This window comes from Bacillus sp. FJAT-53060 (assembly GCF_037104745.1).
Taxonomy (GTDB): Bacteria; Bacillota; Bacilli; order Bacillales; family Bacillaceae; genus Bacillus; species Bacillus stratosphericus_B.
Genome location: NZ_JBAWSW010000027.1, coordinates 1 through 13,428 on the forward strand (window position 1 = coordinate 1; position 13,428 = coordinate 13,428).

General features: G+C 42.1%; 11 protein-coding genes, 1 other RNA gene and 1 other annotated feature. Of the genes, 1 reads left to right on the top strand and 11 read right to left on the bottom strand.

The genetic code is table 11. The features are described from left to right. From WAX46_RS10790 to WAX46_RS10815, 6 genes are all read right to left on the bottom strand, one after another. The coding region (locus WAX46_RS10790; RefSeq protein WP_336493650.1) for a helix-turn-helix domain-containing protein at positions 1 to 229 on the bottom strand (229 nt) is incomplete at its 3' end. 164 nt (positions 230 to 393) lie between these two features. After that, complete coding sequence (locus tag WAX46_RS10795) at positions 394 to 1,158, bottom strand: tRNA threonylcarbamoyladenosine dehydratase (RefSeq protein ID WP_226568033.1); 765 nt, start codon at positions 1,156 to 1,158, stop codon at positions 394 to 396. A 92-nt stretch (positions 1,159 to 1,250) separates the two neighbouring features. Then, a non-coding RNA gene (gene ssrS, locus WAX46_RS10800) (6S RNA) lies at positions 1,251 to 1,431 on the bottom strand. Positions 1,432 to 1,510: 79 nt separating this feature from the next. Further along, positions 1,511 to 3,289 carry an aspartate--tRNA ligase gene (aspS, locus tag WAX46_RS10805; RefSeq protein WP_226568034.1) on the bottom strand — a complete coding sequence of 593 codons (1,779 nt, stop codon included), beginning with the start codon at positions 3,287 to 3,289 and terminating at the stop codon, positions 1,511 to 1,513. A gap of 18 nt (positions 3,290 to 3,307) precedes the next feature. Then, positions 3,308 to 4,582: a histidine--tRNA ligase gene (hisS, locus tag WAX46_RS10810; RefSeq protein WP_336493931.1), complete on the bottom strand. Its 1,275-nt coding sequence runs from the start codon at positions 4,580 to 4,582 to the stop codon at positions 3,308 to 3,310. Between the two features lie 73 nt (positions 4,583 to 4,655). After that, positions 4,656 to 4,895, bottom strand: a binding site (T-box leader). Positions 4,896 to 4,953: 58 nt separating this feature from the next. After that, positions 4,954 to 5,124: a YrzK family protein gene (locus tag WAX46_RS10815; RefSeq protein ID WP_226568036.1), complete on the bottom strand. Its 171-nt coding sequence runs from the start codon at positions 5,122 to 5,124 to the stop codon at positions 4,954 to 4,956. 137 nt (positions 5,125 to 5,261) lie between these two features. Here WAX46_RS10815 and WAX46_RS10820 point away from each other — a divergent pair, with 137 nt between their 5' ends. Next, on the top strand, positions 5,262 to 6,842 hold the full coding sequence (locus WAX46_RS10820; protein ID WP_226568037.1) for an SH3 domain-containing protein: 1,581 nt from the start codon (positions 5,262 to 5,264) through the stop codon (positions 6,840 to 6,842). Between the two features lie 93 nt (positions 6,843 to 6,935). On the opposite strand, the gene dtd is transcribed toward WAX46_RS10820, so the two are convergent. The 5 genes from dtd to WAX46_RS10845 all read right to left on the bottom strand — a co-directional run bounded on the left by dtd (position 6,936) and on the right by WAX46_RS10845 (position 13,054). Further along, complete coding sequence (gene dtd / locus WAX46_RS10825) at positions 6,936 to 7,379, bottom strand: D-aminoacyl-tRNA deacylase (protein ID WP_226568038.1); 444 nt, start codon at positions 7,377 to 7,379, stop codon at positions 6,936 to 6,938. 18 nt (positions 7,380 to 7,397) lie between these two features. Then, the gene (locus tag WAX46_RS10830) at positions 7,398 to 9,608 is read right to left on the bottom strand and encodes a RelA/SpoT family protein (RefSeq protein WP_226568039.1); all 2,211 of its coding nucleotides are present in this window, start codon (positions 9,606 to 9,608) and stop codon (positions 7,398 to 7,400) included. A gap of 138 nt (positions 9,609 to 9,746) precedes the next feature. Then, positions 9,747 to 10,259, bottom strand: coding sequence for an adenine phosphoribosyltransferase (locus WAX46_RS10835; protein WP_226568040.1), 513 nt, complete (start codon positions 10,257 to 10,259; stop codon positions 9,747 to 9,749). Between the two features lie 23 nt (positions 10,260 to 10,282). Then, positions 10,283 to 12,616, bottom strand: coding sequence for a single-stranded-DNA-specific exonuclease RecJ (recJ, locus tag WAX46_RS10840; protein ID WP_336493935.1), 2,334 nt, complete (start codon positions 12,614 to 12,616; stop codon positions 10,283 to 10,285). A gap of 81 nt (positions 12,617 to 12,697) precedes the next feature. After that, complete coding sequence (locus WAX46_RS10845; RefSeq protein WP_336493936.1) at positions 12,698 to 13,054, bottom strand: LapA family protein; 357 nt, start codon at positions 13,052 to 13,054, stop codon at positions 12,698 to 12,700. Positions 13,055 to 13,428: the final 374 nt, after the last annotated feature.

The window sequence follows — 13,428 nt, forward strand, 5'->3', positions numbered from 1 at the left end:
TCTCTAATTCGGAAGAGTACTCGGGACCCTTTCCATAGATATATTGTTTTCCAACAGGCTGTTCGAACCTGTGTGTATCCCCAGCCTTATGCCACCTCACCCATGTCTGAACCTGCGTCTTATTCTTGATATTCAATTCCTGCATGATCTCTTTCATAGGTACACCTGCCAATCTCATTTCTACAGCCTTCTGTTTGACTTCAACTGGATAACTCACTCTTGTCCCCATAGAAAAAACACCTCCATGTTTTATTTCGGATCACAACGGTCCGTTTTCAAACTTGAAGGTGTTTTTTATTTGTCTCATCTTAGGGGGTCAGTCCCGACAGATTAGTATGCTTTCTTTTTTCTATCTATAATGGAGGGGATCATATCAAAAAGCAGGCGGGCTTTTTATTTATCTTTCACACGTGTAATCGGAATGTCTTTTAAAAGCTTCATAATCACATGACCACCCATGATCAGCCCAGCAACAGAAGGAACGAATGCATTGGATGATGGTGGCATTTGCGCCTTACGAATCTTCGCTTCATCATTTCCAACTTCTTTTCTGACATCTTCTCGAATCACTATTGGACTTTCGTCTGAGAAAATGACTTCAATCCCTTTACGGATGCCTTCCTTACGCAGACGTGTTCTCACGACTTTTGCAATAGGATCCGTATGTGTTTTTGATATATCGTCAATTTTGAAGCGGATAGGGTCTGTTTTATTTGCAGCACCCATACTAGAAATGATGTTCACATTGCGCTTTAAACATTCTTTCATCAAATGAATTTTATAATGAATTGTATCTGACGCATCAATGACATAATCAAGTGGATACTCAAAAAATTGCTCATATGTTTCCTCTGTATAAAACATCTTGAGAGCAACAACTTCACATTCAGGGTTAATATCAGCGATTCTCGCTTGCATTAAATCAACCTTCGGCTGACCAACTGTTGACAATAGTGCCGGCAGCTGACGATTCACATTTGTAATATCAATATCATCTTTATCAACAAGAACAATACGGCCAACACCTGAACGGGCCAATGCTTCAACAGCAAATGAACCAACGCCACCCACACCAAGCACTGCAACTGTACTGTTCTTTAATATATCTAAGCCTTCCTTGCCAATGGCAAGCTCGTTTCTTGAAAACTGATGTAACAAACGCCTCACTCCACCTTTATTTAAAATGAATCGAAAGAATCATATCACATTCAGACTTCTCCGTCATCCTTCTCCAAAAGAAAAAAACACAAAAAAGTCCCGATGACGCCGCCAGCTTTTCCTTCGTTTTGAACCCCGCACCATGCAGGTGGGTGCTTTCTTCCTGACTTTATACGTCCTCTGATGAGGCTTGTATGCAGAAAGGAAAGGCAAGCTCCCGGATAAAAAAATGTTCGGTCAAAACTAGGTAACCACCGTACGTATCAGGACTTTATTTATTGATTGATGAAAGCATATCATAGGCATGTCGCTTTTTCAAGCGTTTACATGCCTATAAAAACATGCGCCTATTTTACTGTTTTACTTTTGTTTTAATGGCTAAACTCAGCTCATCAAGCTGTGCTTTGCTCACTCCGCCAGGAGCATCTGTAAGAACACAGCTGGCACTTGCCGTTTTCGGGAATGCAATGGTATCTCTTAGGTTAGAGCGGCCGGCAAGCAGCATCACTAAGCGGTCAAGACCTAGAGCGATTCCGCCGTGCGGAGGAACACCATGCTCAAAAGCATCCAGAAGGAAGCCGAACTGTTCGTATGCTTCTTCTTTCGAAAAGCCAAGTAAACCAAACATTTTTTCTTGAATGTCCTTTTCGAAAATACGAATAGAACCTCCGCCTAGCTCATAGCCATTGAGCACAAGATCGTAAGCCTGTGCCTTTATGTCTTCTGGGCTTGTTTCAATTAATTCAAGGTCAGCACGAACTGGCATTGTGAAAGGATGATGGGCAGCATAGAAGCGGCCTTCTTCTTCATCTTTTTCAAGCAGCGGCCAGTCGACCACCCATAAGAAATTGAATAGAGACTCATCAATGAGTCCAAGCTCTTTACCGAGTTTTAGGCGAAGTGCACCTAGCGCATCATGTACAACAGATGTCTTATCGGCGACAAAGAGTAAAAGGTCACCTTCTTCCACTTGAAGCTGCTCTTTTAATTCTTCTTGCTTTGACTCATCAAAGAATTTGGCAATTGGTCCTTTTAGTTCTGTTCCTTCAGCTTTTAACCAAGCCAGACCTTTTGCGCCGTAATTGGCTGCAAATGCACCAAGTGCATCAATGTCTTTTCTTGAGTAGCTCGATGCAGCACCTTTTACATTAATGGCTTTGACCGCTCCCCCATTTTTCACAGCTCCACTGAAGACTTTGAAATCTAAATCCTTCACCGTGTCTGAAATATTCACAAGCTTCATCTCAAAACGCGTATCTGGTTTATCAGATCCATAAGAATTCATCGCTTCATCGTATGTCATACGTGGTAATGGCAATGTAAGGTCAGCACCTTTGACATCTTTCATAACCTTTGCCATCATCTCTTCAGCAAGCGTCATGATGTCCTCTTGACTCATAAAGGACATTTCAATATCGACTTGTGTGAATTCCGGCTGGCGGTCAGCACGCAAGTCCTCATCTCTAAAGCATCGTGCGATTTGGTAGTAACGATCCATCCCTGAAACCATCAGCAATTGTTTGAACAATTGCGGAGACTGAGGCAAGGCATAGAACTCTCCTTCGTGTACACGGCTTGGGACAAGATAGTCACGTGCACCCTCTGGAGTACTCTTCGTTAAAATTGGTGTTTCAATATCTAGAAAGCCGTTGTCGTCTAAGAAATGGCGGAATGCTTTTGTTACTTCATGTCTCATTTTCATCGTTTCAAACATCACAGGACGGCGAAGATCTAGGTAACGATATTTTAACCGTACATCTTCGGATACCTCGTCTGCTTGATCTGAAATGACAAATGGTGGAGTCTTTGCTTCATTTAAAACGGTGACCGTTTCCACTTGAATTTCAATTTTGCCTGTTTTTAAATTTGGGTTGATGGTTGCTTCCTCTCTTACAACAACCGTTCCTTTAATATCAAGGACATATTCATTACGAATCAATTCTGCTGTCTGAAGCGCCTCTTTTGATAGATCTGGATTGAAGACAACTTGTACAATGCCTGTGCGGTCACGCAGATCAATAAAGATTAATCCGCCAAGGTCACGCCTCTTTTGAACCCATCCTTTTAATACAACTGTCTGACCGATTTGGTCTTCTGTTACTTCTCCACAATAAAAAGTTCTACCAAACACAAACATTCCACTCCTTCTTTACGCTTTCTGGTGGGCTTTCATCATTTGAATCAGCTCATCAAGCTTCACTTCAATTTGTTCACCCGTTGCCGTATCTTTTACATTCACAATTTGCTGCGCCAGCTCATCTTCACCAAGAACCAAAATAAATTTGGCTTTCAAGCGATCAGCCGATTTAAATTGTGATTTTAGCTTTCTCCCGGTATAGTCCATTTCACTTGAAATTCCTTCTTTTCTTAATTGATTCAATAAGGAAACAGCATAATCTTTTGCTTGATCTCCTAATGCCGCAATATATAAATCAATGCCGTCCTGTACTGGAAGCTCAATATGTTCTGCATCAATCGCTGATAGGAAACGCTCAATACTCATCGCAAAACCGATACCTGGGGATTCAGGACCGCCAATTCCTTCAACGAGTCCATCATAACGGCCGCCGCCGGCTAATGTTGTGATTGCGCCAAAGCCTTCTGCATTACTCATGATCTCAAATGCCGTGTGATTGTAATAATCAAGGCCGCGCACTAAGTTCGGATCGACGACGTATTCAATGCTTAGATCGGTTAAGTATTGTTTCACTTTTTCAAAATAAGTCCGTGATTCTTCATTTAAGTAATCTTGAATAGATGGTGCCGTTGTCATCAGTTCGTGGTCACGATCCTTTTTACAATCAAGAATACGTAATGGATTTTGATGTAAACGAGTTTGACAGTCATGACAGAATTCTTCAATTCTTGGCTCAAAGTGCTCAACAAGTGCTTTGCGGTAATCTGCCCTACTCTCTTTGTCACCAAGGCTGTTAATGACGAGCTTTAAGTTGGAAAGACCTGCTTTCTCATAGACACTCATCGCAAGTGAAATGACCTCTGCATCAATGGCAGGATCCTTTGAACCGATCGCTTCAATCCCGAATTGATAAAATTGACGATATCTTCCCGTCTGGGGACGCTCATAGCGGAACATTGGTCCAATGTAATAGAGCTTTGTTGGCTGCGCCGGCTGTGCAAACAGTTTATTTTCAACATAAGATCGCACTGTTGAAGCCGTTCCCTCTGGACGAAGTGTGATGCTGCGTCCTTTCTTGTCTTCAAATGTGTACATTTCTTTTTGAACGATATCTGTTGATTCGCCTACTCCTTGTGCAAACAGCTTCGTATGCTCAAAAATCGGTGTGCGAATTTCTTTGTATTGGAAGGCTGCACATGTTTCTTTCGCAATTTGTTCAACATACTGCCAGCGTTCTGACTCTCCAGGTAAAATATCCTGTGTGCCTCTTGGAATATTAAAGCTCATTTTTCGTCCTCCTACGACCATCATTCATTTTTTATGTGGACATATAAAAAACCCCCGCCTCTACTAAGTGAATAGTAGGGACGAGAGTTATACCCGTGGTGCCACCCTAGTTGGAACATGATCTAGCCATGTTCCCGCTCAAATCCTTAACGCAGATTCACGTTCTCCGCCTAATGACTCATTTTTAGAGCGTTCAGCAGGAAACCTACAGAGTGTTCTTTCGGGATAAATGCCATGCGGATTCGCTTTCAGCCTAAGGCGATTCCTCTCTGCTCACGCAAATTACCCTACTATTCTCTATCATCAGTTCCACATTTTAAATTTTCAAGTGTGTTGATTTATATTATAATAAGGTCGGTGCTGCCACTCTGTCAACCCTTGCTGTGTCTCTTTTTCTTTTCCAGCTCATCTTTTGACGTGCATCCGTATTCAGATGCCGTTTCTTCAAGGAAGCCTGGTTGATCCATTTCGTCGTGCTGCCAGCGATCGATATCACGATGTCCATTATATTGCACTCGTCCTAATTTTCTGCTTAATCTCATGTTTGTGCATCCTTTTATCACATTTTTATCTAGTATAAACAGATTGATTCATTTTTATTAGGGAAACTGCAAGGAATTAGTCCATTACATAACGAATTAATATTCATCGGTTTTACAAGGGAGGGGAAAACACCGTTTTGAATCTGAAAAAACACAATCACATGATGTTGCTGCTCACCTGTTTTGTCCTCATTGCCAGCACTTGGCCAATGACACATGCGACTGCTCAAACAGATCAAGCTGTGGTTGCAACAGATGAAATCAATGTGCGAACCGGACCTGGTTTAAGCTACGGGATCGCAGCTGTTGTAAAACGAGGAGAAAGCTATCCGATTCTCTCTGAACAAGGAGAATGGGTGCAGATTGGGTTATCGAACAGACAAAAAGGCTGGGTCGTCTCATGGCTGATTACCAAATCATCTGACACACAAAAGCCTGCTAAGCCAAAGACGCAAGGTCAAAGTGCGCAAGGAAGTAGTACGATTACGTCGACAGCCTCCGATCTACGCATCCGGACAGGCCCAGGGACTTCCTATCAAGTCATTGGGACTTTCCCTCAAGGCGCTTCCGCTAAAAAGATGGAAACAAGCGGCGCGTGGACAAAAATTTCGTATAAACAGGTGGAAGGCTGGGTTCACTCTGAATATGTATCCGGGGGACAAAAAGCGGGGCGATCAAGCTCAAGTGAGTCCTCTCGTTCTAAACATACAGGTACGGTTGGCGTCTCTAACTTGAATGTTCGAAAATCGGCAGCACCCAATGCACCAGTGGTGGCTTCACTTGTCCGCAATACAAAGATCACCATTTTACGAGAGCAAAATGGCTGGTATGAAATTAATTCCAGAGGTGTAAAAGGATGGGTTGCGAGTTATTATATTGTTACCAGCCAAGGATCAAGCTCAGTACATGAAAAGAGTCCGTCCTCTTCGACTTCTCATCAGAAAGCATATATTGTCTATGATGGAACCAATATTAGAAAAAGCGCTTCTACTTCTGCTGCGATCGCAGAAACAGCAACGAAAGGAGCTGCTTATCAAATTGTTCGCACGCAAGGTGACTGGTATGAAGTGACCCTACCAAACGGCGGAACAGGATATGTGGCGAGCTGGGTCGTTCAAACAAAGAAAAATAGCATCGAAGCACCAAGGCCTCAGCAGGATTCATCGTCTGGAACTGGGTCTTTAGAAGGGAAAACATTTGTTCTTGATCCTGGCCATGGCGGGAGAGATAGTGGCACGATTGGCGCAGACGGTGCATTTGAAAAGAACATTACCATCAAAACCGCCAATTTACTGGCAGGAAAATTAAGGGCTTCTGGTGCAAATGTCTATTTAACAAGAAGTGATGATACATTTATCAGCCTTCAATCGAGGGTTGCCACATCTCATTACCGGAATGCAGATGCTTTCATTAGTATTCATTATGATAGTTTTATGGATCCCAGTGTCAGAGGAAGTACAGCGTATTATTATCAGGCATCAAAGGATCAAAGCCTTGCGACAAACGTTCATACTGAAGTCGCAAAACGCTCACAAATCCCAGATAAGGGTGTAAAATTCGGAGATTATTTTGTTTTAAGAGAAAATAAACGGCCTTCCCTTTTATATGAACTCGGCTATTTAAGCAACCCTCAAGAGGAAGCGATTATTTACAGCGCCTCCTACCAAGAACGAGTCACAGAAGGAATGACAGAAGGATTAAAACAATATTTCCGCTAAAAGAGGTGCAGACGCCTCTTTTTTTGTTTTAGGCCAAAAGAAAAAGACTCTAAACAAACTCGTGCAAGAGTTTATCTACAGTCTAGGGTAAGTCTATTCTTTGCTATCCATCCATATGGTCACAGGCCCTGAATTGGTCAATGACACGTCCATCATCGCCCCAAAACGGCCCGTTTCTACATGGATGCCTTTTTTTCTAAGGGTTTCATTGAAACATTCGTAAAGTGAGTTTGCCACATCAGGCTTGGCTGCTTTCATAAAATTCGGCCGTCTGCCCTTTCTTGTATCACCATAAAGGGTAAATTGAGACACAGACAGAACGCTTCCTTTTACACCCAATAAAGAACGATTCATTTTCCCACTTTCGTCTTCAAAAATACGTAAATGGGCAAGCTTTTCAGCTAAGTAATGCACATCTGCTTCAGTATCTCCATGTGTGACACCAACGAGCACCATATATCCTTCATTGATGGCACCTGTGATCTCTTCATCTACCTTTACAGATGCACGTGTCACACGCTGCACAACAAGCCTCATAGACGATATACTTCCTTTCTAATTCATAAATCTGCGAACAGAGTAAATGTCTTTGATTTGTTTGATGCGTTCCACTACTTTGTGCAAATGGTTAATATTTTGGATAAAGATGGCCATATGGATCGTTGCCACTTTGTTACGGTCAGACTTCCCAGAAACAGAGGAGATGTTTGTTTTCGTTTCATTGACTGCTTGAAGTACCTCATTGAGTAAGCCGCGTCTATCGTATCCTAATATCTCGATTTCCACATTGTATTCTTTACGGTTTTGAGCAGGCTGTTCATGCTCCCACTCTACCGGGATTAAGCGTTCCTGCGCTTCTCCTGTCTTCACGTTCGGACAGTCCTCACGGTGAACCGATACGCCTCGTCCTTTCGTAATAAAACCAACAATGTTATCACCAGGAACAGGATTACAGCACTTAGATAAACGGACAAGCAGGTTATCAATCCCTTTGACTCGTACACCAGCTTCGCGTTTTTTCCCGTGATACGGCTTTGGCTCCACCGTCACTTCTTGGACCGTTTTCTCCTGTTCTTCCTGATCTCTTTGTTTTCTTTCTTTTTCTGTTAAACGGTTCGCCACTTGGAGTGCTGTAATACCGTTATAACCAACGGCCGCATACATGTCCTCTTCGTTTGAAAAATTGAATTTATCTGCGACTTTTTGCAAGTTTTCAGCTGTGAGAATGTCTCTGACATCAAAATCAAGGTTTTTGATTTCTTTCTCCACGAGCTCTCGGCCTTTTTCGACATTTTCTTCACGTCGCTGTTTTTTGAAAAACTGTCTGATCTTGTGCTTCGCTTGGGAGGTTTGGGCAAGCTTTACCCAATCCTGACTTGGTCCATAGCTATGCTTTGACGTCAGAATTTCAATAATGTCACCTGTTTTTAGTTTATGATCGAGCGTGACCATCTTGCCGTTGACCTTGGCTCCAATCGTTTTATTCCCAATTTCCGAGTGAATCCGATAAGAAAAGTCGATAGGGACTGAGCCAGACGGAAGTTCGATGACGTCTCCTTTCGGTGTAAACACAAACACCATATCAGAGAAGAGATCGATCTTTAACGACTCCATAAACTCTTCCGCATCTGTGGATTCATTTTGGAACTCAAGGATTTCTCTAAACCAAGACAGCTTCTTCTGGAAAACGGCTTCTTCCGTAGATTCTGCTGATTCTTTGCCTTCTTTGTATGCCCAGTGTGCCGCAATCCCGTATTCTGCAATTTCGTGCATGTCCACTGTACGGATTTGAACTTCAAGCGGATCACCTTTTGGACCGATTACCGTTGTATGAAGGGATTGGTACATGTTCGGCTTTGGCATTGCAATATAATCCTTAAATCTACCTGGCATCGGCTTCCAGCATGTGTGAATAATCCCAAGAACTGCATAGCAGTCTTTAATGCTGTCAACCAAAATACGAACCGCCAGCAAATCATAAATTTCATTGAATTGCTTATTTTGTATAACCATTTTGCGATAAATGCTATAAATATGTTTTGGTCTGCCTGAAAATTCAGCCTTGATGTTCACCTCAGACACGCGTTCTTTCACTTCATCGACAACCTCGTCCAAGTATTTCTCACGTTCAGCTCTTTTGCGCTTCATAAGATTCACAATCCGGTAATATTGCTGCGGATTTAAATAGCGGAGTGCTGTATCTTCGAGCTCCCACTTAATCTTTGAAATCCCTAATCTGTGCGCAAGCGGTGCAAAGATTTCAAGCGTTTCATTTGAAATTCTTCGCTGCTTTTCCTGCGGAAGGTGTTTGAGCGTTCTCATGTTGTGAAGACGGTCTGCCAGCTTAATCAAAATCACGCGAATATCCTGCGCCATTGCAACAAACATTTTTCGGTGGTTTTCGGCCTGCTGTTCTTCTTGTGATTTATATTTAATCTTCCCGAGCTTTGTCACACCATCAACAAGCATTGCCACTTCTTCATTAAAATGCTCTTTTAAATCCTCTAATGTCACATCTGTATCCTCTACGACATCGTGCAGGAAGCCGCCAGCAATGGTCGATGGGTCCATTTCAAGATCAACAAGAATTCCCGCCACTTGAATGGGATGGATAATATAGGGCTCACCAGATTTCCGGTATTGCTCCTTGTGGGCATTCTCAGCATATTCATATGCTCGCTCTATAAATTGAATATGTTCAGCGGACAGGTATTCTCTTGCCTTGTCAATGACTTGCTGCGCCGTTAAAACTTGTTCGTTCGCCATGGAATCACCTTTTTAATTGAAAACTGTATTGTATTTTATTATCAAGAAAAAATCGATAGATGTAAAGAGAGTCCGCTAAAAGATTTTTGATAGGAAAAAAGCACCCTTCTTACTGAGTGCTTTTTGCGTAAAACTCCATTAGTATTGCATTAACGTCAAGATGTCGTAACCGTCAAGCTTCTTTCTGCCGTCAAGATACGTCAGCTCGATTAAGAATGCAATCCCTGCGACAATGCCGCCTAATTCCTCTACAAGTTTGATGGACGCTTCAATCGTTCCACCAGTCGCAAGTAAGTCATCTGTAATCAGTACACGCTGACCAGGACGAATCGCATCTCTATGAATCGTTAATACATCTTTACCATACTCTAAGCCGTAATCAACTTTAATGACTTCACGAGGAAGCTTTCCTTCTTTACGAACTGGTGCAAAACCTACACCAAGTGCGTATGATACAGGGCAGCCAATAATGAATCCACGCGCTTCAGGTCCAACAATGAGATCAATGTCTCTTTCCTTCGCGTATTCAACGATTTGATCCGTGGCATAACGGTATACTTCACCTTTATCCATTAACGTTGTAATATCTTTAAATTGTACACCTTCCTTTGGGTAGTCAGGTACAACTGTCACATATTGTTTTAAATCCATCTTTTCCTTTTCCTCCTCGTACGTCAAAGCACAGGTGAGACTTCGCTCATCATGCTATTCAGCCATTCCTTCAACTCTTTGGCTGAGGAATATGTTAGTGTTTGATCAAGTTCCATCAATCGTTGTTTTGCTGTATAGGACGATGATGCAGTTAAATCTTTTTTAGGGGCATCACGTACTATTGACAGCACACCATTCTCTATTCTAACAAAACCGAGTTCAAAAAACACCTTTGTCATAAAAATGATTGTATCTTTTGTCCAACCTCTATGTTTGGCAAGCTCCATCCCTTGTTCTTTGAGAGGGAAGCTTCCCCGTTTTAATAAAAACCCATAAAACCATTTGAATTGGTCACGACTAGGAAAAGCGGACATAAAGTGATCTACTTTCCTTTGAAACACCGTATAAATTCTTGCTGGTTTTTGATTTTCTAAGAGCAGTTCGATTAAGTGCGCATCTGCAGGAACATCGCAAAAGACTACATACTTATCATGTACTTCAAACGTTGAAACATTTTCTGCATGAATAAGATGAATCGGAATATCCACTAGCTCCGCTTCATGTTTTGTTTCTTCATCAAAACAAATAACAAGACATTTGTCTGGATCAAGTGTCGATACGTTTTGTGCCCAATCCTTTTTCCCTCTCAAATCAAACAGCTGCCATTCATCTACTCGAGCATCTTTTAGCATAAGCTGAGGTTTTTTTCGATTATTCCATTCATTAATCGAGATTTCGCCAATGACGGAAATGTGGCTTCCCGAGACGAGCTCTTCTTTTAATTCCCCTTGGTGAAAACCGACACAGTCAAGCAGCTTGTCTTCGTCTTTCAGCGACATTTTAATGTGGTGATGATTGGCCCCAATTGTTCGGATGTCTTCGATCTTGGCGTCTTCAATCATAATGAACGGCTTAGGGTTCAGCATCCCAAATGGTGACAGCATCCCCACTTCTTCAATCGCTTGAACCGTAATGTCATCTATTTTGCACACCGCATCGATCCGCTGAATCGGAATAAAATCTTCTTCTGTTAGCATTTCATTTGCATATTGATTCAACCTTTCCCTAAGTAAAGGGACATCATCCGCTTGAATTGTCATACCTGCCGCCATTGGGTGTCCACCGAAATGCGGCAGGATGTCGCGGCATTTGCTCAGATGGAAAAATAGATCAAAGCCAGGAATACTCCGAGCTGATCCTTTTGCCATTTGCGTTTCTTCGTCTATTCCCAGCACAATCGCCGGGCGAGAAAATGTATCAGTCAATTTCGAGGCAACAATACCGACAACGCCTGGATTCCAGCCAGCCTTAGCTACCACGATCGCAAACTCATCTCCGTCAACCGCTTCAACCATTTGAATGGCTTCTTCGGTGATCGTACTGACGATTTTCTGTCGTTCTTTGTTGAGTTCTTGTACAAAACGAGCCAGCTCTACTGCTTCGTCCATATCCTCTGTCATCAAAAGATGAACAGCCGGATCTGCTTGCTCAATTCGTCCCACGGCATTCAGCCTTGGAGCAATTTGAAAGCCAACCGTTTCCTCATTTGCTTCTTCAAGAGTGGCTCCTGCTTCTCTCATTAACGCTTTTAGCCCCGGTCTATTAGACTGGCGAAGCTGCACAAGCCCTTTTTTTGCGAGCCATCTATTTTCATCATGTAGTGGGACAAGATCCGCAATTGTACCGATTGCAGCAAGATCTAATAACTGAACTGGCAGCTTCCCAAGCAGTGCATGCGCCACTTTAAACGCCAAACCAACACCGGCCAGCTCTTTAAACGGATACTCACAGCCCGGCTGCTTAGGATGTACGATCGCAAGTGCCTCAGGCAACTCATCACTTGGTTCATGGTGATCTGTGATGATCAGGTCTAATCCTATTTCTTTTGCAATTCGTGCTTCATTTACAGCAGCGATGCCTGTATCAACCGTGATAACAAGCGATGCTCCTTGCTCTTTGATATATCGAAAAGCCTGTTCATTAGGCCCATAGCCTTCTTTAAATCGATCCGGAATATAAAAGTCTACCTTCGCAGATCGCTCTTTTAATGTATGTAAAAGCACAGACGTACTTGTCACACCATCTGCATCATAATCTCCGAAAATCACAATCGATTCCTGCTCTTCGATCGCTTTGTTGATGCGCTCTACTGTTTCTTTCATTCCTTTTAATAAGAATGGATCATGACATTCGGCTTTTTGATCAAATAAAAAAGACCTCGCTTCTTCTACTTCTTCGAGCCCTCTTTTTACAAGAAGCGATGCAGTCAGCGCTGAAATATTCAGATTTTCAGAGAGTGATATCACTTTTTCTTCGCTTGGATGTTCATATTCCCAGCGCATTTTAGATAATAACATAAATTCACCCCTCAACCACACTATTATACTAGAGTGGCCTGAGGGGTTTCAATTTTTATTTTATAAAATTGTAATGAGAAATTATTTTTCCTTTCGGTTAAAAAACGACTGCTGTTCTTTTGAGGGTGTGACATTCGATTTCTGTTGAACGTCTTTGTCCCCCTTTTTCGTAGGAAGAGTAGAAGGAGACGGTACGGCTGCACGCTCAGCTTTTAATGCTTTTAGTTCACGTTTAAGCTTGATAATTTGGAATATCCCTGCAAAAGCCACAATGAGTCCGCCCATTAGAACAGAACCAATAATGACAAGAATCAGCGGCCATTCAGCCGTTCCAAATAAGTAGTCTACTTGCACAGGTCGTACATTGATCACGGCAAATACTGAAACAACTAATACGAAAATAAATGCGAGTATGATGGTCCATTGTTGTTTATTCATCCACATATCCCCCAAGATTTTTCTTTTATTCTTCCCTACTTCTTGTCCTTTTTAAACACAGAAAGGAAACTGATCTAAACGTATGTCATTATAGCAAAAGACCATTTCAAGATCAATGAAACCTGAAATGTTTTTTCAAATCGACTTTTCCTAGTGGAACTTACTGACGATCTAAAGGAAAAAGACTGGAAAGATGCCATTTTCCCCTTTAAGAACTATACTTGGAGGGGATTTTTTTATGGTACGTAAAGGACAACATTTTCAATACTATACGAAAAAAAATTAAGATGAAAGCCGTGAAAAGTATGAAGAAGGAAACAGAAGATATATTCTTTAATCACGATCAATTCCAAAAAAATTAAACCAGTGTGCCC

Coding starts and splice junctions, on each gene's coding strand:
- WAX46_RS10845 (WP_336493936.1), bottom strand. CDS start 13,054: ATGAATAAACAACAATGGACCATCATACTCGCATTTATTTTCGTATTA.
- dtd (WP_226568038.1), bottom strand. CDS start 7,379: ATGAGGCTTGTTGTGCAGCGTGTGACACGTGCATCTGTAAAGGTAGAT.
- WAX46_RS10835 (WP_226568040.1), bottom strand. CDS start 10,259: ATGGATTTAAAACAATATGTGACAGTTGTACCTGACTACCCAAAGGAA.
- WAX46_RS10830 (WP_226568039.1), bottom strand. CDS start 9,608: ATGGCGAACGAACAAGTTTTAACGGCGCAGCAAGTCATTGACAAGGCA.
- recJ (WP_336493935.1), bottom strand. CDS start 12,616: ATGTTATTATCTAAAATGCGCTGGGAATATGAACATCCAAGCGAAGAA.
- WAX46_RS10815 (WP_226568036.1), bottom strand. CDS start 5,124: ATGAGATTAAGCAGAAAATTAGGACGAGTGCAATATAATGGACATCGT.
- hisS (WP_336493931.1), bottom strand. CDS start 4,582: ATGAGCTTTAATATTCCAAGAGGCACACAGGATATTTTACCTGGAGAG.